Source organism: Nostoc sp. DedSLP03 (assembly GCF_034530815.1).
GTDB lineage: Bacteria > Cyanobacteriota > Cyanobacteriia > Cyanobacteriales > Nostocaceae > Nostoc.
Genome location: NZ_JAVRCK010000098.1, coordinates 1 through 21,620 on the forward strand (window position 1 = coordinate 1; position 21,620 = coordinate 21,620).

General features: G+C 41.7%; 7 protein-coding genes and 1 pseudogene. 7 read left to right on the forward strand and 1 reads right to left on the reverse strand.

What is annotated here, in order from left to right; translation table 11 throughout:
• Positions 1–176, forward strand: a pseudogene (locus RM368_RS31940) (carotene isomerase); the annotation flags it as partial.
• Between the two features lie 343 nt (positions 177–519).
• Here the strand turns inward: RM368_RS31940 and RM368_RS31945 are convergent.
• Positions 520–3,036: a molybdopterin-dependent oxidoreductase gene (locus tag RM368_RS31945; protein ID WP_322697775.1), complete on the reverse strand. Its 2,517-nt coding sequence runs from the start codon at positions 3,034–3,036 to the stop codon at positions 520–522.
• A 560-nt stretch (positions 3,037–3,596) separates the two neighbouring features.
• Here RM368_RS31945 and RM368_RS31950 point away from each other — a divergent pair.
• The 6 genes from RM368_RS31950 (at position 3,597) to RM368_RS31975 (ending at position 21,585) form a co-directional block, all read left to right on the forward strand.
• Positions 3,597–8,369: an esterase-like activity of phytase family protein gene (locus RM368_RS31950; protein WP_322697776.1), complete on the forward strand. Its 4,773-nt coding sequence runs from the start codon at positions 3,597–3,599 to the stop codon at positions 8,367–8,369.
• A gap of 392 nt (positions 8,370–8,761) precedes the next feature.
• A complete protein-coding gene (locus tag RM368_RS31955; RefSeq protein WP_322697777.1) occupies positions 8,762–11,437 on the forward strand; it encodes an alkaline phosphatase family protein in 2,676 nt (891 codons plus the stop codon).
• A gap of 728 nt (positions 11,438–12,165) precedes the next feature.
• A complete protein-coding gene (locus tag RM368_RS31960) occupies positions 12,166–14,193 on the forward strand; it encodes a non-ribosomal peptide synthetase (RefSeq protein ID WP_322697778.1) in 2,028 nt (675 codons plus the stop codon).
• 3 nt (positions 14,194–14,196) lie between these two features.
• On the forward strand, positions 14,197–19,119 hold the full coding sequence (locus RM368_RS31965) for an aminotransferase class III-fold pyridoxal phosphate-dependent enzyme (protein WP_322697779.1): 4,923 nt from the start codon (positions 14,197–14,199) through the stop codon (positions 19,117–19,119).
• Positions 19,120–19,206: 87 nt separating this feature from the next.
• On the forward strand, positions 19,207–20,205 hold the full coding sequence (locus RM368_RS31970) for a cupin-like domain-containing protein (protein ID WP_322697780.1): 999 nt from the start codon (positions 19,207–19,209) through the stop codon (positions 20,203–20,205).
• Between the two features lie 237 nt (positions 20,206–20,442).
• A complete protein-coding gene (locus RM368_RS31975) occupies positions 20,443–21,585 on the forward strand; it encodes an acyltransferase (RefSeq protein WP_322697781.1) in 1,143 nt (380 codons plus the stop codon).
• Positions 21,586–21,620: the final 35 nt, after the last annotated feature.

The window sequence follows — 21,620 nt, forward strand, 5'->3', positions numbered from 1 at the left end:
CTGCTGCTAAAGGTTTGTTTCCTGGTCACGGTACACCTTTAGCGGGGTTGATGTGCTGCGGTGACTCTACATTCCCCGGCATCGGTTTACCCGCCGTCGTCGCTAGTGGGATGATTGTTGCTAATACCCTGGCTCCTTTGAGTAAGCATTTAGCTATGTTGGAGGAGATAGGTTAAGGACAAGACTGGCTTTTAATCTCAGAAAGTAAGCCATTTAAGAATACTAATTTGTCATATAACTTTACCTAGTTCCACCACTGCACGCCTATCTAGTGGTAAAAGAACTTATAGAATGGATTTGGCTGCTGCTTTAATTCCTCCATTATCAGCTGCCGATAAAGCTGGTAGGTGAACTGAGCATCATACCGAGCAGCATGAGCCATGTCTTTGATAAAGTAGCGATCATCCTATATTTCTGCTCAATCAAACTCAACAGTCTGTTCTCAAATCGGGTCAAATGCGATCGCTTCAACTTCCCAAAGATTTCAATAATGCTTCGATTGGTGCTTCTAAGTTTCCATTATGCTTTTGTTATTCGGCACGCAAAACATTTAAAAGCTTGCTGTCCTGAAAGATTGTCATAGTACTTTTGGTCAATCAAGATATTAGCTGCTTCATAGTATGGTGTGCCTAAATCTTGAGCCATTTGTTGTTGGGAACCAAACCAATTAGGCACAAAAATAGTATCTTCTCGAATTCCCTGCCAAAGCAATGCTGTGCCTTTAATCGATCCTCTGGGACTTTCAACAATAATCTCATCACCATTTTCAATACCAGCAGTTTGCGCGGTTTTTGGGTGAATTTGTATTAAGCGAACACCATTTTTTTGCTTGCCTGTGTAAGTCCAGTGAGTAACAGAATGAAAATGAACTATACTAGACCTGCCAGTAGTCCCCATTAGTGGGTACTTTTTATGTATTTCATTAGTCGAAAGTTTTCCTAACTTCACATTGTGAGTCAGTGCGTGGGGATTCACCGGATTTTTTACTAGTTCTGCTAGATACTCGATTGTCGGATTTCTACCTGTAACTTCTGGGTGGGTATAGAAAATAGGTAATGCAGAGTGTCCTGCTTTTGTCAACTGCTTTTGTAACTGTGAAGTGTAGATTTCCACTTTTCCACTAGGAGTTAGAAATCGCTTACCAATATTATCAACATTGAGGCTTTCTGCGGCCTGATACCAAGACGAACTATCCAGATAAAGAGTGCTGACACCAGGATGATCTACTGTTGGGCAAGGCCAACGTAAGGGTTCGGTGCGTTCACTCAGCCTTTGTTGAGTCATACCAGCCATGCCTGGAGTGTTCGCCACAAAAGTTGCCCACAGATGGCGGTAGTCTTTCCAAGAAGAAGGAAAGTTATCTTGCCAGTATTGCGGTGGATTACGTTTGTCTAATTTAGCTGTGGCGTGTGCTAATTCAATCCAAATGTGCCAATCTGGTTTCGATTCACCTACAGGAGGAACTACTTGTTGTTGCCAACGAATCGCCCTGTCATCTCGTCGCATATAAACAGTTTCCATCTCAAAACCACTGGTGACGGGCAAGATGATGTCGGCATAATAAGCCGATTCCTCCATAAATAATCCCGTGTAAACATAAAATTCTAATTGGCGGTAAGCCTGTTGTACTTTAGTTGTGTTGGAACAAGCTAGCAGAGGATTGCCTTGAGTTATAAGTGCTTTGAGTTGATAAGGTTGACCGGAGATGATAGCTTCACTAAGATAATCCGGCCCAACTGGTAAAGCTATATCTTTTTTAGGTATCTTGCCTTGAATCGGTGGTAGATTTAATCCCCCTGGCCAAGTGTTGTGCATGAAATTGCAGCCACCACCAGGAATACCAATATTGCCCGTAATCGCCGCCAAGAATGCCAGACAGCGATAAGTATCAAAAGCATTCAGTTGATGGGAAATGCCTGCATTGCAGAAAATAGCAGCAGGCTTGGTTTTAGCATAAGTTTCAGCTAGAAATTTGATTTTTGATACTGGAACATCCGTAATTTCTGCCGCCCATTCGGGTGTGTAATTATTGCTCTTGAGGTGTTTTTTGAGTTCTTCAAAACCCAGCACCCACTTTTGTACAAAAGCAGCATCATATAAGTTATGAGTAACTATGTGGTAAAGCATTGCTAAGACTAAAGCCAAGTCTGTGTGTGGTTTGGGTGCAATCCACTCATCAGCTTGCGCTCCTGTGGGAGTTAAGCGTGGGTCGATGACTACTAATTTGGCTTTGGTTTTCGCTCGGCTTCTCAAAAGGTAAGTAAAGGTTACAGGATGAGTTTCTGCTTGATTCGTACCCAAAAACAGGAAGAATTTAGCCGAGCCTAAGTCTTCTTTTTTAGTTGCGCCATCAATCCCATAACCATTGGTAAAATTGCCTAATCCAAATGTCCAAGCTAAGGCATTGCCACCAGCATCATTACATACAGGGCCGACATCAGTATCGTTGGGACTGCCCAACAAATTGAAATAGCGTCCGACCAAAGAACCTGTTCCCCGTGGTAATCTACCAGAAGTTTTATTCGCGATCGCTCTAGCTTCTCCAGCATCTCTAAGTGCCAAGAACTTGCTGGCGATGATTGAAAGAGCTTCATCCCAAGAAATCTGCTCAAATTGTGAATCTGGTGAACCTTTCTCTCCTGCAACCCGCTTCATCGGGTATTTTAGCCGAAAGCGATTGTAGACTAACTCAGTCATCATTGGCCCCTTGATGCAAAAACCACCAGCCTGTACTGGATCGTCCGGTTCACCTAAGACATCTACAATCCGTCCGTCTTTGACATGAACTTTCAGACGACACAGAGAATTACAAAATTGGCAAGCACTATGAACAATCTTGTCTGGCTGTAAGGCTGCTGATTTCTCGGTAAAGTCAAATTCAGTGCTTTGAGAAGGAATCTCCCCGCAATACACTTCACTTGCTGCATCTGCCACATCTTTTTTTAGTAACTCAACTCCAGTAACCGCAGCTGTGCTAATGGCTACTCCTTGGAGGAAACTACGCCGTGAGGTCTTTTTCCTGCTCTTTGATGTCATGGAAATAGTCTCCTTATTATTTCGCACTGACTAAAGCTTTTCACAAAAACATCGCAAAGTCGGCTTTTTATTAAAAACTAAATACTTGGGCAATTTAATCACTAACATAAAAATGCAAAAAAAAATTATATGAGCAGAAATATACACAAAATTTTTGACAACATATTAAGCAAAAGATTGCAATACAAGATTTCTTAACCAGTCCACAATTTTTTCACAACTTTTGCTATGTATGTTAATTAATATGCAATTAAGTTTGTTAATTTTGATACCTTAATCCTCTAGTGAGATGTCAATTATAGTGGTTGATATTTAATAGTTCAGACTCAACAAGTTTACAAGTCAACTACATCTCTAGATGTCTAGAACTACAAATTTTGCCGTAATAACACAGCAGATTTCAAGTTTTTGAAGTACACAAGTAAAGTCTGTTACACAGGTATAAAGCGTGTTTTACTCCTGAATTCTGAATTCTATATTCTGAATTCTGTTGTACTACTTTTTTGATTCCACTAGAGCGAAGACCATCTCAACAATTAAACACAGGGAGATTCTCTTTCATGGCTAAAAACGTCATCATTATGATTGGGGATGGTATGGGCTGGGAAATGGCTCGTGCTGCGTCCATTTACAAAGAGATTCAAAATGCTAAGACAGGCGCTAATCTGAGTGATTTTTATACACAAGGTAAGGGTCAAGGACTCAACTTTCAAACACTCCAAGGCTATGGTTTGGCAACCACCTACGGGACAACGATCGCTGATAGTAATGGAGTTTTTAGTACTGCTAATTCCGCCCTTGACGGCACTAATCCCATTACAGGAGAAAGCCCAGTTCGCCCTGGTTTCACCTTCGATCCAACTTTTAACCAAGGTAATACCCCAACAGGTGGTGCAAAAGTCAGTGATGGTGCTGTTGGAAACCTAGTAGGTTATGACCCTACCAAAGGCGGCGTTAATCCTTGGAGTCCTGGTAACGATCCTGAATATATTAAGTACAGCTATCCTGACTCTGCAAACACTGCAACAACTCTGTACACTGGGGTCAAGAGCTACAACAACGCTGTTAGCGTTGATATTTTCGAGAATCCTCTAGAAACAATTCTCAAAACTGCAAACGAAGTTGGTAAATCTACTGGTTTGGTAACTTCAGTTCCCATTGACCACGCCACACCTGCTGCTGCTGCTGCCAACGTTAACCGTCGCAGCAAGTATGATGCTGACTATCCAGCATTAGACAATATCTTGCAACAGCAACTCCGTGTCTATCAACCGACGGTATTACTTGGTGGTGGACACCCACTCTCTGCTCCTGGAGATTTACTACCAAACGGGGTTGAGCCGAATACGAGTAATGAATTCATTAGTCAATCTACTTACACAGAACTTAGCACTAAACCAACTAAGAACATCTACGATTACACCTTTTTGGAGCGCGGTGAGAATGCTGCCCAGAAACTAGCCCAAACTGCGGCAACAATCGATCCAGAAAAAGGCGATCGCCTCTTCGGTCTATACGGTGCGCGCGGTCAAAATGGTAACTTGCCTGTCAGTTCTGCCAACGGTGACTACAGCACCACTGGTTTAGATATGTTCAGCGTTTTCGCTAACCAAGGTGATAACACCAAAGTGGACACCACACGTCCACTGCTTCCGGGAGAGACGGATGCATCTTTCATTGCCAAAGAGGTTAACGAAAACCCAACCCTTAAAGACTTGACAAGTGCTGCATTAGATGTGTTGGGTAAAGATCCCGATGGTTTCTGGTTAATGGTTGAAGGTGGCGATATCGATTGGTCTGCCCATGATAACAATATAGATAACTTGATCGGCACCACCTTGGACTTCGATAAGGCAGTTGGATCTACGATTGACTGGATCGATAACAATGGTGGTTGGGATGAAAACCTACTAATCGTTACAGCTGACCACGATCATTACCTGACTCTCGACGGTAATTTTCCGACTTTAGTAAAAAATCAAGGTGCTGAAGCATTAACCAATTTGGATACTCCAGCAGAAGTTGGACATTACTGGGGGTCCGATCCCAATGTCAAGTATGGTTGGGGAACTCACACTAACCGTCCCGTACCTGTTTACTACCAAGGTGCTGGTTCTAAAGTGTTAAATAGCTTGGTAGGTAAAGGTTATAACGCCTACGGTTCTGATATTCCAGGAATTGCGGGTTTAAACGATCAAACCCACATCTACCAAACGATGTTTGCCTCAATAGTGCCAAAAGTTGAGTTAGTAGGCTTTGCCTCTTTGCCTGCTGATACCTTTAGTGATGGGCCAGCTTCGGGTGCAGACATTTCAGCTAATGGCAGAACCGGGCCTTTCCCAGGACAACCAATTCAAGGCTTTAGCGGTGTTCAATTTGCTAACAGCAACTCTTTGTATTTCCTGTCAGACAATGGTTACGGTAGCAAAGACAATAGTGCAGATTTCCTACTGCGGATCAATCGTCTAGACCCGAATTTTAAGGGAACAGAAAATGGCGATGGTAGCGTTAAAGTTTTAGACTACATTCAATTGTCTGACCCTAACAATAAAGTTCCTTTCCAAATTGTGAATGAGGGAACTACTCAAAGATTGTTGACTGGTGCAGACTTTGATGTAGAGTCATTCGTCTTTGATAAAGACGGGACAATCTGGGTGGGAGACGAGTTTGGCCCTTACCTATTACATTTTGATGCTACTGGTAAGTTATTAGAGGCTCCCATTGCTACACCCGACAAATTCAAAACATTAGATGGAGAAGCACCTAAAGTTATTGGTCACAGAGGTGCAAGTGGCTATCGTCCAGAACACACTTTAGAGTCTTATAAGCAAGCAATTGAGCGAGGCGCTGACTTTATTGAGCCTGACTTAGTAGTTACAAAAGATGGTGTGCTAATTGCTCGCCATGAGCCAGCTTTAGCAGTTTTAAACGCTGATGGTACTGTCAATTTCAACAACACAACCACAGATGTTTACAAACATCCAGAGTTTGCCGATCGCAAGAAAACGGTAAGCTTAGATGGAAACACAATTACAGGTTGGTTTGCTGAAGACTTCACCTTAGCTGAAATCAAGACTCTAAGAGCAGAAGAACGTTTACCTTTCCGCGATCATTCCTTTGACGATAAATTTGAGATTCCCACCTTCACGGAAATCATCAATTTGGTTAAGGATGTGGAAGCCAAGACAGGTAAAAAGATTGGCATTTACCCGGAAACCAAGCATCCGACCTATTTTGCTGATGAAGCCACCTATGTAGGCACTACGGACAAAATACACAGAAACATCAGTCAGTTACTCATTGATACGCTCAAAGCAAATAACTTTACTGACCCCAGTCGGATTTTCATCCAGTCCTTTGAAGTGAGTAACCTTAAAGAACTGCACGATCGCATTATGCCTGCGGCAGGCGTAGATATTCCACTTGTGCAACTTTTAGATGCCAGTGATATTGACATTAACGGCAAAATTATCGAAAGTCAGCCTTATGATTTGAAAGTCAGTGGTGACACTCGCACCTATGGCGACTTGCGAACTCCAGAAGGCTTGGCTGAAGTTGCTACTTATGCTGATGGGATTGGCCCTTGGAAACGGATGATTGTTAGCGTCAAAGGTACTGATGCAAATGGTGATGGCAAAGCTGATGATGTGAATGGGGACGGTACAGTTAATGATGCTGACAAGACAACATTACCTCCTTCTACCTTAGTTCAAGATGCTCACAATGCAGGCTTGCAGGTTCATCCCTACACCTTCCGTGCAGAAGATCAATACTTAGCGGCAGATTATAAAGGCAAGCTAGAGTCAGAAATTCAGCAGTTCTATCAATTAGGGGTAGATGCACTCTTCTCAGATTTCCCAGATATTGCCGATAAAGTACGGGATAAACTTAGAGACGATCCTCAGTATAATGTAGTGCGATCGCCACAAAATCCTGACGTTCTCTCAGGAGATGCCTTTGCTAACTTGGCTGGTTCCAAAGGTTTTGAAGGTGGAGCAATTAACGCCAGCAAAACCAAGCTCTATATGCTGCTAGAGGGTACTGTTCAAGGCGATACTCCTGGTGCTTTGCGGATTAACGAATTTGATTTAGCTAATCACAAGTACACTGATAAAAAGCTGTACTACAGATTGGATAATCCGTCAAATTCCATCGGGGATTTAGCAGTCATTAATGATAATGAATACCTAGTCATTGAACGGGATAACAATCAAGGAACTGCGGCTAAATTTAAGAGAATCTACAAAGTAGACTTGTCCAAGACAGATTCTAATGGCTATGTAGCGAAAGAAGAAGTTGCAGACTTGTTAAATATCCAAGATCCTAACGACCTGAATGGGGATGGTAAGACCACCTTCGACTTCCCATTTCAAACCATTGAAAATGTTTTAGTTGTTGACAAAAACACCATTTTGGTAGCTAATGACAACAATTATCCCTTCTCTACAGGTCGTCCTGGGAACGATCCTCAAAATCCAGTCATAGACAATAATGAGATTCTACAACTGAAGTTAGAGAAGCCCCTTAACCTTGCTCCTGGTTTAGGTCAACCTCAAGCTGAAGAAATTAAATTTGGCTCCACTACCAGCGATGATATTACCGTTGAGCTAAATCAAACCTTATTCACAGGTGACGCAGCAGATTTTGTAGAGGGTACTAAAGGTAACACAATCCAGACTGGAAACGGTGAAGACACGGTGTTAGTCGGCAGTGACTCTTCAGTGTCTACAGGAGAGGGTAACGATCGGATATTTATTGGTCAAAACGGCCCAGTTCAAAATATTACTGCTGATGGTGGCAATGGTAATGATGTTATTACCGTAGTGGAAGCCAGTGGAAGTAATAATTTACTTGGGGCGGCAGGTGATGATACTCTCTCTGTAGTTGAAGGTTCTCGTCAATCATTATTTGGTGGCTCAGGTAACGATACCCTTAGCAGTAGCGGTAGCAATAACCGTCTCAATGGTGGTTCTGGCGATGATAAACTCTTCTCTAATGTTAATGATTCCCTGTTTGGTGGCGCTGGCGATGATGTGCTATTTGCTGGTCAACAGGGCGGTAATCGCCTCAGTGGTGGTGCTGGTGTCGATCAATTCTGGATTGCTAACGCCAGTCTGCCAACTAGCAAGAATATTGTGACTGATTTTGCGATCGCCATTGATAAAATCGGGCTTGGCGGTGTTGGTATCACTCAGTTTAGTGCTTTAACACTGTTGCAACAGGGTAGTGACACTATCGTAAAAACCGGAAATACAGAGTTGGTTTCATTGCTGGGAATTGCAGCAACTAGCCTCACAGCAAATGATTTCGTTTTTTCTGCTAGTGTAGTTTAGCCAAAAGATAATTACAGCTTAGATTCAATATTCATTCATTAGTTAAGCTGTAGCGATTTTGCTAATGCGGGGGAATAATATTCCCTCGCTTTTTATATCTAGTAGTAATTTTGTCTTGAAAAATCCTTCTACTTTTTGTCCCAAATCTTAACTTGTTTATAACTTTTCTTAAACATTGAACAACTATCTTTTGAGACAGTAACCAAAGTTAAGTTCATTTAATTATCTGCACTATTTTGTGTGGACACTAAGCATTTTGTCGCCAAATACTACTTATGTTTCTGTAGCCAAAAATTTTTTCTTGAGGTGAGTGTAATTCATCACTCAATCTATAGACACACAATTGCTGCAATTAATTAATAGTAGCTCATAATACTTAAGGAGTAGTCGGCATGGCTGATACAAATGGCAACGGTAGAAATGTCATTATTTTTGTTGCAGATGGATTGCGTAACGGTTCTGTAAACCCAATTGATACCCCGACTTTATATAGCATCCGTCAGCAAGGAGTTACTTTTGCCAATAGTCATTCGATCTTTCCGACATTTACCACGCCTAATGCTTCTGCGATCGCCACGGGGCATTATCTTGGTGATACAGGTGATTTTAGCAACACTATCTACACTGGTTTTCCTAGTCCTAATGCCAATGGTAGTGTGACGCCATTCATCGAAAATGATGCGGTTTTGGGGGATATTGATGAAAAATTCCCCGGTAACAACTTTTTAGATGAAGAGTCACTCTTAGCTTACGCGCGATCGCAAGGTTTCAACACAGCAGCAGTTGGTAAATTAGGGCCTGTTGCGATCCAAGATGTTACCCAAGTTAACCGAGAAGGTGGTACTACAGGTATTATTCCTACTCCCGATACAATTATTATTGATGACACTACAAATGGTGCAACCCCGCCGCCTACAGCCGCAGGTTCGCCTTCTGGTGTTCCACTCGATCCAGATATTGTCAACCGCTTACAAGCTGCTGGTCTGGATGTAAAACCCACACCACGAGTCCAACCGGCTGGGAATAATACAACTCCTGGCACGTTGAATGCCAATGTGGCTCAACAACAATACTTTGCAGATGCCACTACCAAAGTAATTTTACCCAAGTTTCAGGAAGATGGTAAACCATTCGCATTGGTTTACTGGTCAAGAGATCCCGATGGTAGTCAACACAACCAGGGTGATAGTTTAAACACCTTGACACCAGGTATCAATGGCCCTACTTCAAAAGCTGGGGTAAAAAATGCTGATGATAATTTAAAGCAGCTTCTTGACTATCTCAAGAGTACAGGTTTGGACAAGACTACCGATGTCTTTGTTACTTCCGACCACGGTTTTTCTACCATCAGCAAACAAGCTATTGATAGCCAAGGGACAAAAACTACAAGTTATGCTGCCACTCAAACATACGAGGACGTAAATCCGGGATTTTTACCAGCAGGCTTTGTGGCGATTGATTTAGCTCACGATCTCGGTCTACCCTTATACGATCCTAACCCTACAACCCTTCCCCCAGACCTTAATCACATCCAGTATGCAACTGTTGATGCCACAAAAGGTCAACGACCTATTTCTGGGAATGGTGTAATTGGTGGCACAGGTGAAGTAATTAATGGCCAACTTGACCCAGGTACAAAAATAGTTGTAGCTGCCAATGGTGGTTCTGACTTAATTTATCTACCTAATGGCAATGCTGACTTAGCCAAACAGGTAGTGAATTTGCTCTCAGAAAAAGACTACATCAGTGGTATTTTTGTAGACGATGCCTATGGAACTATTCCAGGTGCTTTACCACTGAGTGCGATCGGGCTAAAAGGTGATGCTAAAACACCAGTTCCATCTATAGTTATCAACTTCAAAACCTTTAGCACCGACCCAAATAACCCAAACAACCCTCAAGCTCAAGTAGAAATTGCTGATACAACTTTGCAGCAAGGGCAGGGGATGCATGGCAGCTTTGGTCGAGGTGATACCTTCAATAATATGGAGGCTATTGGCCCTGATTTTAAACAAGGCTATGTGGACTATGCGCCCGTCAGTAATGCTGATGTAACACCTACACTTGCTCGGATTCTGGGGTTAAATATTCCCAGTAATGGCGATTTGAAAGGTCGTGCCATTACAGAAGCATTGGTGGGAGGCCCGGATACAGTTCCCTCCACGAAAGAAGTCTTGACTTCGGAAGAAACAACTAATGGTCAAGCAACAATTCTCGATTCTCAAAGTGTAGGCAATACTCATTACTTTACAGCCGCAGGGTTTGATGGTGGTACTGTTGGACTAACAACACTAGACCTTCAATTTGGTTCTACCAGTAGCGATGATGTCACCCTTAAGCCAAATCAAACCTTATTTACAGGTGACGGTGCAGACTTTGTACAAGGTAATAAAGGTAATACAATCTTGACTGGAAGCGGTGATGACACGGTAGTAGTTGGTAGTAACTCCTCTGTGTCCACTGGGGATGGTAACGATCGAGTCTTGATTGGCGCAAATGGCCCTGCTAACAGCACTAATGCTGATGGTGGCAATGGTAATGATGAAGTTACCGTAGTCGAAGCAAGTGGTAATAATAATTTGTTTGGAGGCGCAGGTGCTGACACTTTGACGGTAGTTGAAGGTACTCGTCAATTATCCTTCGGTGGCTCAGGTAACGACACCCTCACCAGTAATGGTAGCAATAACCGTCTCTATGGTGGCTCTGGAGATGACAAATTATTCTCCAGTGTAAATGATTCACTATTTGGTGGTGATGGTGATGATGTGCTATTTGCTGGACAAAAGGGTGGTAATAGCCTTGCTGGTGGTGCTGGTGCTGACCAGTTCTGGATTGCTAATGCCAGTCTGCCATCTAGTAAGAACATTGTGGCTGATTTTGCGATCGGTATTGATAAAATTGGGCTGGGCGGGATTGGTGTCACTCCATTTAGTGCTCTAACCCTATTGCAACAGGGTGCTGACACTATCGTAAAACTCGGAAATACAGAGTTGGCTTCATTACTACAAATTACCTCAACTAACCTGACAGCAAATGACTTCGTTTTCTCTGCTAGTGTTGTGGCTTAGTCTGTTGGCCTAGTGCAGCACGGCAGAAATAACTATCAGTTGAAACAGCGGTTTTCAATGACGTAAACTACAGCAAATAATTGGTTATTGTGGGGTGGGTATTGTAATGCTCACCCTATTTTCGTTTCGCTGGAGTCCAACCTACCTCGAAGAGTTTACATTACACTTCTTGGCATTTGTCGGGAAAAGGGGGAAAGGTTTGTTATTTTCCCTTTCCCCTTTAACCTTTACCCTTTTCCCCCCTCTTGCAAAAAGCACAAATGCCAAGAGGTCTATTACTTATCAGTTGCTAAAATCGCAGTATTTCTTGTTCCTCAAGGTATTAATTCTTCTTGTTATCTCCAAAGAAGCCTGCGTACAGTTAATATTCCCATTGCAAACATCCCTAAAGTTTTAATTTTCAATGAAGATGTACTGAAAATAACTGCGATTTGGAGGAAATACGTCAGAATGAGAGAACTAAATCTTAGAGTCAGTACCCTTTCACGCAAATATTATAGGATTGCGGCATAATTTTTTGTCAAATTAGTCTTTTGATATAAATTTAAAGCTAACAATCTAACTATAAATCTACGTGGAAACACTAGTATTAAAACATATAAAAACGCTTTCACACTATTTATTTTATCTGTTTATGTAAATACGGAAAATAAACATCTCCTTTTAAATTTAAATACACTCAACTCCTTGTTACTCATTGATATAAATATTTTTGCTTTAAGTTAGAAATGAAAATAATAACTAATTCATTGGCTCAAAATAAAAATGAATTACTGGTGAATAATGGTCAACCTTTATCATCAGCAAATAACTTAGAACGAGATAATTTAACATTACCTATTTTGAAAGAATCTGATAATAACCTACTAATAGAGTGGAATCATACTCAAACTGATTATCCTCAACAAGCGTCTATTCATCAGTTGTTTGAAGCACAAGTAGAGAAAACACCTGATGCTGTAGCATTAATTTTTAATAATCAGCATCTCACTTATAGAGATTTGAATAATCGTGCTAATCAACTAGCAAGACATCTACGATCGCTAGGGATAGGAACAGAAATTCTTGTAGGAATCTGCATAGAGCGCTCCTTAGAAATGGTTGTAGCACTCTTAGCTATCCTTAAAACAGGTGGAGCTTATGTACCATTAGATCCAGGGTACCCACAAGAACGTTTAGCTTTCATGCTGTCAGATACCCAGGTATCTGTACTACTAACTCAAAAAGAACTAGTTACCAAATTACCTACTCACACAGCATTTGTAATTTGCCTAGATGCAGATTGGAACACAATCGCTCAAAATAGCAAAGATAACTTAAGCACTAGTGTCACTGCTGATAACTTGGCTTATGTTATGTATACATCAGGTTCTACAGGTACACCCAAAGGTGTTAGCGTTATCCATCGTGGTGTAGTTAGGTTAGTCAAAGAAACTAATTATGCTCAACTCACACCTGAAGAAGTAATCCTGCAACTTGCTCCTATTTCCTTCGATGCTTCCACTTTTGAAATTTGGGGTTGTTTACTTAATGGTGGGCGATTAGTAATTTACCCTCCTCATACACCATCTTTAGAAGAATTAGGGCAGATTATTCAGCAATACCAAGTTACTACTCTTTGGCTGACAGCCGGTTTATTTCACCTGATAGTAGACGAAAAAATTGATGCTTTAAAATCTTTGCGCCAACTTTTAGCCGGTGGTGATGTTTTATCTGTTCCCCATGTGCAGAAGTTTTTGCAAACAGTAGAGAACTGTCAATTAATTAATGGTTATGGGCCAACTGAGAATACAACTTTTACCTGCTGCCATCCGATAACAGCGCCACTACAACCAGATGTTTCGATTCCTATTGGTCGCCCAATTGCTAACACCCAAGTTTATATATTAGATAAAAACCTCCAATCAGTAGCAATTGGAGAAGCTGGTGAATTGTACATTGGTGGTGATGGATTAGCTAGAGGCTATTTAAACCGTCCCGATTTGACTGCCGAAAAATTCATTTTTCACTCATTTGATAGTAATTTAGCAACGCGTCTTTACAAAACGGGAGATTTAGCTCGTTATCTTCCAGATGGCAATATCGAGTTCTTAGGTCGGATTGACAATCAGGTAAAAATTCGCGGTTTCCGAATTGAACTAGGGGAAATTGAGCGAGAAATTGCACAACATCCTGACGTTCGGGAAATTGTCGTCTTAGCTCGTCAAGATGAAGCAGGTGAAAAACAGTTAACGGCTTATATTGTTCCTCACTATAACAGTGGATATACGCACAATAAATTACGTGGTTTCTTACAACAACGACTACCTAATTATATGGTGCCATCAGCATTTGTGATGTTAGAGTCACTGCCTTTGACTGCAAATGGCAAAGTAGATAGACATAAATTGCCAGCACCAAGTAGAGAACGTCCGCAACTGGAACAAGCGTACATTGCTGCGCAAACAGATTTAGAACGTCTGCTTGCAGGTATTTTATCCGAACTGCTCAAAATCGATCGCGTTGGGATTGATGATAATTTCTTTGATTTGGGAGCAACTTCAATCTCAATTCTCCAAGTTGCTGCGCGAATAAAACAGGAACTTGGTATTGAACTACCTGCTGTGAAGCTATTTCAGTATTCAACAATTGGCTCTTTAGCAAAGTATTTGGATTCAAACCAGAACAGCCAACCGTCTTCTGACAAACTGCAAAATCGCGCCCAACGCCAACAAGCAGCTCGTGCTCGTCGCCGTAATTATCAACAAGGTGTTTAAGCAATGGTAAATATGCAAGCATCCGATAACCAAGATCCTAGTGATGGTGTTGCCATTATTGGCATGGTAGGAAGATTTCCTGGCGCTGGAAATGTCGATGAATTTTGGCGCAATCTGTGCGAGGGATTAGAATCAACGACTTTCTTTCAAGATGAAGAATTAGATCCTAGTATCGATCCGAACCTTTGCAAAGATCCTAGTTATGTAAAAGCTAGAGGGATAATTCCTGGGGGCGAAACCTTTGATGCCGCTTTCTTTGGCATTAATCCACTTGAAGCTGTGGTTATGGACCCACAGGCTAGAGTATTTCTAGAGTTGGTTTATGAAGCCCTAGAAAATGCTGGTTATGAATCAGAATCTTTTGAGGGTTTGATTGGTTTATACGCTGGTTGTGGTCAAAATACTTATTTTGCTAACCATATTGCTGGTCGTATGGAAATTGTCGATCGCATCGGTGAGTTTCAAACGATGTTAGCTAATGAAAAAGACTTTTTAACCACCCGTGCGGCTTACAAACTCAACCTTAAAGGCCCAGCCGTCAGCGTCAATACAGCCTGTTCCACTTCTTTGGTAGCAGTCATTCAGGCTTGCCAAGCCTTAACCAGCTATCAGTGCGATTTAGCTTTGTCCGGTGGTGTATCTATGACTACACCCCAAAACAGTGGTTATATGACTCAAGAAGGCAGTATGCTCTCTGGAGATGGGCATTGTCGTCCCTTTGATGCCAACGCTCAGGGCACAATGTTCAACAATGGTGCAGGAGTAGTTGTCCTCAAGCGTTTAGAAGATGCACTCAATGATGGCGATCGCATCTATGCTGTAATTCGTGGTTCTGGTATCAATAATGACGGTGCTGATAAAGTAAGCTTTACCGCTCCCAGCGTAGACGGACAAGCAGAGGCCATTGCAATGGCGCAAGCTTACGCTAACTTCCACCCAGAAACCATCTCTTATATTGAAGCTCACGGCACAGCTACACCTTTAGGCGACCCGATTGAAATTGAAGCGCTGACGCAAGCATTTCGCGTACATACAGATGCTAAACAATTTTGTGCGATCGGCTCTCTTAAAAGCAATGTCGGACATTTAGTTGCAGCGGCCGGAGTAGCAGGGTTAATAAAAACTGCTCTCGCCCTGCATTATAAAAAGATCCCACCAAGTCTAAATTTTGAGGCTCCCAATCACAAAATTGACCTTGCCAACAGCCCGTTCTATGTAAATACCAAACTAGCTGAATGGTCGGAGGGTGAAACTTTGCGACGAGCTGGTGTGAGTTCTTTTGGTGTCGGCGGTACTAATGCTCATATCGTGCTAGAAGAAGCGCCACAAATTCAAAGTTCTGGATCTTCTCGCCCACAGCAGCTATTGTTGCTTTCGGCAAAAACTAGTCAAGCTTTAGAGGCTGCAACCGCGAATTTACAGCAGCATTTACAATACAATGCCGAAATTAACTTAGCTGATGTAGCTTATACCCTACAGCGCGGGCGCAAAGCTTTTAATTACCGACGCAGTATAGTTTGTCACGATATCACAGATGCGATCGCCGCCCTGCAATCTTTAGATTCAAATCAAGTAAATACCCGTCACATAGAAATCCGCAATCCAGCCGTTGTCTTCATGTTCCCCGGACAAGGATCGCAATATGTGAACATGGGACTGAATCTCTACAACCACGAACCTGTATTCCAGGAAGCAGTAGATGAATGTGCTGAAATGCTTAAGCCTTTGCTGGGCAAGGATTTACGAGAAATCATCTATCCTGCACCAAGCGAGCGCGAAACTGCGGCTATCTCATTGCGACAAACCTGCTTTACCCAACCAGCACTATTCGTCATTGAATACGCTTTAGCGCAACTATGGCAAAGTTGGGGAGTCAAGCCCCAAGCGATGATCGGTCACAGTATTGGTGAATTTGTCGCCGCCTGTATTGCGGGTGTATTTACCTTAGAAGATGCGTTGATGTTGGTGGCAACTCGCGGTCGCTTCATGTGGGAATTACCAGCAGGGGCTATGCTTTCAGTGCGCCTACCAGCCAAACAGGTAGAGCCGCGATTGAGTGCAGAACTAGCGATCGCCGCAATTAATGGCCCTTCTCTGTGTGTAGTTTCTGGCCCTACAGAGGCGATCGCAGTTATGCAAAAACAACTAGAAAGCGAAGAAGTTGTCTGTCGTCATTTACACACTTCCCACGCTTTCCACTCTCCGATGATGGACAGCATCATTCACCCCTTTGCTGAGGTAGTTGGGAAAGTGAAATTATCGCCACCCCAAATTCCCTTTGTATCCACAGTAACCGCCGACTGGATTACAGCCCAGCAAGCAACCGATCCGATGTATTGGGCTACACATCTGCGTCAGACTGTGCGATTTGCAGAGGGCATACAAACTCTATGGCAGCAGCCAGAACGCCTACTGTTAGAGGTAGGGCCGCGAATCACAACTACGACCTTAGCCCGCCAACAAGCAAAAGACATTAAACAACAGATTGCGATTCCTTCTTTGGGTGATAACGCCGATAACGAAGCCGAATGGACGGCATTACTCAAGGCAGTAGGACAACTGTGGTTAGCAGGAGTATCTATTGACTGGAGCAACTTCTATCAAAGGGAAAGGCGACAACGAATTCCTCTACCGACTTATCCCTTTGAACACCAACGCTTCTGGATCGATCCTCCACCTCATCCCAATCGGGCAGCAACTCCCAAACTTCCAAATCCCCAATTATTAGAAAAGACCCAAACTATGACAACATCCCCTCAGCAAAAACTTATTCCTCTGCTCAAACAAATTATCGAAGAAACATCAGGATTGGAAATTGCTAGTGTTGACGACTCAATAACATTTTTAGAAATGGGATTAGATTCCTTATCTTTGACACAAGTCGGGCTAGCGTTAAAGAAAAAATTTCAAGTCAAAGTCACACTTAGGCAGTTACTAGAAATTTACCCCAATTTAGGAACACTGGCCGACTTTATCAATTCAGCCTTGTCTCCCGAAACTTTATCCGCATTAGGATTAACAGAAACTGTTGCAGATATCGTTCCAGAAGTACCATTGTCAGAACCTGCACCTACAAGCACTTTGGTAGTTCATGAAGTTCATACAAATGGATCGAATGGATCTGCACCTAAGATTTCCCCCCAACCTGCTGCATCTAGTAGCATCCTAGAAAATGTGATTAATCAGCAGCTACAAATTATGAGCCAGCAATTGGCACTATTGGGTAATAGCAGTCAATCTATAACAATCCCAGTTGTACCTGCGGCGACATCTCAAAATAATGGTGTCAAACCACAAAATGCTGTATCTGTCCCCACAACCCAAACCAGCAAAGAATCAGCATCAGTAGAAACAGAGTCAAATGGTGCTAAAAAGGCATTTGGTGCGGCTGCTCGAATTGAAAAGACCCAGACTAAAACTTTGACAGCCCAACAACGCACTCATCTAGACAAAATTATCCAAAGATATACAAAACGGACTCAAAAATCCAAAGAATATACTCAAACTCATCGCCCTTATTTGGCAGACCCAAGAACTGTTTCCGGGTTTAACCCGACGATGAAAGAGATGGTTTACCCCATCGTGGCGTCTCGTTCTTCAGGTTCTAAACTTTGGGATGTTGATGGCAATGAATATGTCGATTTAAGCAATGGCTTTGGCTTGAATTTGTTTGGTTGGTCGCCACCTTTCATTACTGAAGCAATTGAAGCACAACTCAAACTCGGTATGGAAATTGGGCCGCAAACTCCCTTAGTTGGAGAAGTGGCAAAGCTAATGTGTGAGTTGACCAACTTTGACCGAGCAGCCTTTTGCAACACAGGTTCAGAAGCGGTGCTGGGAGCGATGCGGATGGCACGCACGATCACAGGACGTAACTTGATTGCCATCTTTTCTGGAGCTTATCACGGTATTTTGGATGAAGTAATTGTTCGAGGTACAAAGAAACTCCGGTCAATTCCTGCTGCTCCTGGTATCCCACCGGAAATGGTAGAGAACATTTTGGTAGTGGACTATGATTCGCCTGAGTCTCTAGAAATCCTCAGAAGTCGGGCTGATGAGTTAGCAGCAGTAATGGTGGAATCTGTGCAAAGCCGTCGCCCTGAATACCAGCCTAAAGAATTCCTCCAGCAATTGCGTGATTTCACCGAAGAAGCTGGTATTGCCCTGATTTTTGATGAAATCGTTACCGGATTCAGAATTCATCCAGGTGGCGCTCAAGCGCATTTCGGTATCAAGGCGGACATAGCAACCTACGGTAAGATTGTGGGCGGTGGGCTACCAATTGGAGTCATTGCTGGTAAATCACAATATATGGATGCTTTGGATGGTGGGTTTTGGCAGTTTGGCGATGACTCCGTTCCAGAAGTAGGCGTGACTTACTTTGCTGGTACTTTTGTCCGCCATCCTCTAGCACTAGCAGCCGCTAAAGCAGTACTTCAGCATTTAAAACAGAGTGGCCCCAGCTTGCAGCAAAATCTCAATGCTAGAACCGATAAGTTTGTAGCGGAACTTATGGGCTATTTCCAGCAAGTTCAGGCTCCCTTTACAGCTTATAATTTCGGCTCTCTGTTCATGGTGAAGTCTTTACCAGAGTTTCCCTACGGAGATTTACTGTTTTACTTGCTGCGGGATAAAGGAGTGCATACTTGGGATCACCGTCCTTGCTTCTTGACGACAGCCCATTCCGAAGCCGATCTGGCTTTCGTAATGGCAGCCTTTAAAGAAAGTATTGCTGAAATGCAGTCTGCTGGCTTCTTGTCTGCACCGCCTATAGAAGTAACAAACCGCCAAACCAATAACAGTTTACGTAATCGTCCTCCCCAACCTGATGCCAAATTAGGACGAGATCCCCAAGGAAACCCCGCTTGGTATATCCCCGATACCGAGCGTCCTGGGAAATATTTACAAGTCGCAAGTGTTCTCTGAAGTGCTTTAAAAAATCAAGTGTATAGAAAGTGTAGTGAGCGTCAGTAATTTTTGCAAATAGTAAATACTCATCCATCCAGGTTTTGTATGTCAGTTGATAATCTACTTGAACCGAGTTCTATTAAGTCCGATCTGAAAATTCCCAAACAAATCATTGAAACTGATGTTTCAAACTTCCGGGAAAACTTCAACTCTTCTCACTTCATGTTTTCGCATAACCTTGCAGGACATCCTTTATTTGAGATCCCCCGCTTAGTTGAGCTTGCAAATACCATGCTAAGTCAGGGTAGAACAAATAAAATCCAGTCTTATATCAGCAAAGTTCCTGTTGAGCAAAAGTGGAATCAGCGACCTGGAATCAAGCAAATTAACGAGGCGATCGCACATATTGGTGAATCGGATTCTTGGGTCATGCTTGAAGATGTTCAAGCAGATCCAGAATATGCTGCCCTGATCAACCAGATTATAACTGAACTCGAAACTCTTACAGGTAGACCCCTTCGGAAGCAGATGACCTGGCTAGGTGCTTACATCTTTATTGGTTCCCCAAATTCTATTACACCTTACCATATCGATAGTGAGTTGAATTTCCTGTTTCAAATTCAGGGCGAGAAAGATATGAGCCTCTTCAATCAAAGCGATCGTTCTGTACTGAGCGAAGAGGAAGTTGAAAAATTTTATGTAGGCGACCTAAACGTAGCAAATTATAAAGAGGAAAATCAGAGTAAAGCGACTGTTTACCATTTGCAACCAGGTAAGGGACTCCATCATCCGATATTGGCACCCCATTGGGCCAAAAATAGTAATAATGTCTCTGTAGCTTTGAGTATCCTCTTTTATCTGCGACCTTACGATCTCAAAGCCAGAATATATCAAGTCAACAGCTACTTACGCAGACTGGGATTAAAACCTACTCCACCAGATAAATCTGCTTTGAAAGATCGGCTCAAAATTTTTGCTCTGGGTCTTCTATCCGATCGCCAACCGAAAAGTAAATTTATGATCCTGCGATCTGGTGTATTAAAACTAAAATCTATTGAGGGAAAGTTAAAGCAATTTATCAACAAGATTGTGAAAAAAAGCTAATTTTTCTCAAATGACTAATTATTAATTAGCTGAATACTGAATCGGTGTTCTATAGCAATTCTAAATCATTTGTGAAATCTTCTCTTTTAGATACTTTGCGTAGCTTGTTTTTATACAAAACAGTGTTTTTGCATTCTTTGTGTAGACAAAATAAATCAACTACGCATCTAATTTTAAAAATAACTTTTACAATTTAAATAGGATTGCTATAGATAGAAACTAAAACTAAAAATCTCAATGTATAAACACATCAAATCGCTCACTTCTTTACGCGGTATTGCAGCCTTGGTTGTTGTTATACACCATTTTTCTTACTACGGTTTACCGAAAACAGGTTCAATTTTGTCAGCCTATACTAATTTTTTTCAAAATGGATATTTATGGGTTGATTTTTTCTTTATTCTGAGTGGTTTTATCATGACCCACGTTTATGCCGATACTTTTTGTTTAAAAGTCAGTTTAAAGAACTATCGTTCATATTTATTCTCGCGCTTTGCGAGAATTTATCCTCTGCATATATTTATTATTTTTCTATTTGTTGGATTAGAGGTTGTAAAATTACTTTTCCTAAACACTTCTGCTTTTACTGGTAAATTTAACTTAACGGCTCTTTTTGCCAATATTTTTCTTCTCCAAGCATTTGACCTAAAGTGCTTACCTTTATTATGGTGTAATACCTATTGGAATGAGCCAGCTTGGTCAATAAGTGTAGAGTTTTTCATTTACTGTATATTTCCATTTTTATTATTAATTTTATTAAAAAACAAATCCAAAAACGATTTGATAATTTATAGTTGTACTCTCTTTTGTATATTACTACTAATCACCTTTACCCGTGGAAATTTAGATACGATTATTGGTATACCTTCGATAGCTAGATGTGGGCTAGAATGCATCCTTGGTATTATTACTTACAAAATTTATCATAGAGGTAATTATCAAAAGTATTTTAATCTTAATTTTTTGGCAATCATAGCTATAACTTGGATAATTTTGATTATGCATTACTACTGGCATCATTTTCGGAACATTCATGATTGGCTAATTTTACCAGCTTTTTCTCTACTGATTTTATCTGTATCTCTCAATAACAAAAGTATAATATCCAAGTTTCTCAATTCACAGTTAATGATATATATCGGGACTATCTCTTACTCAACTTATATGGTTCATTGGTTTGTTCAAGAATTGTTAAAAATTTTCTGGCTTTATAAATTCCACGATGTTTTTGGCAAAGAATTCACAGACTATCAATCGTTGACATCCTTAGGAGTATTTCTTATGATTGTCTTATTGGCTGCATCATTTACATATAGATATATAGAAGTCCCCGCACGTAATTATTTAAAGTCTACAATCTTAGCTAAACAAGGTATTTAAAGTCAGTAATCTAAAAAAGATTGAGATTTATCCAC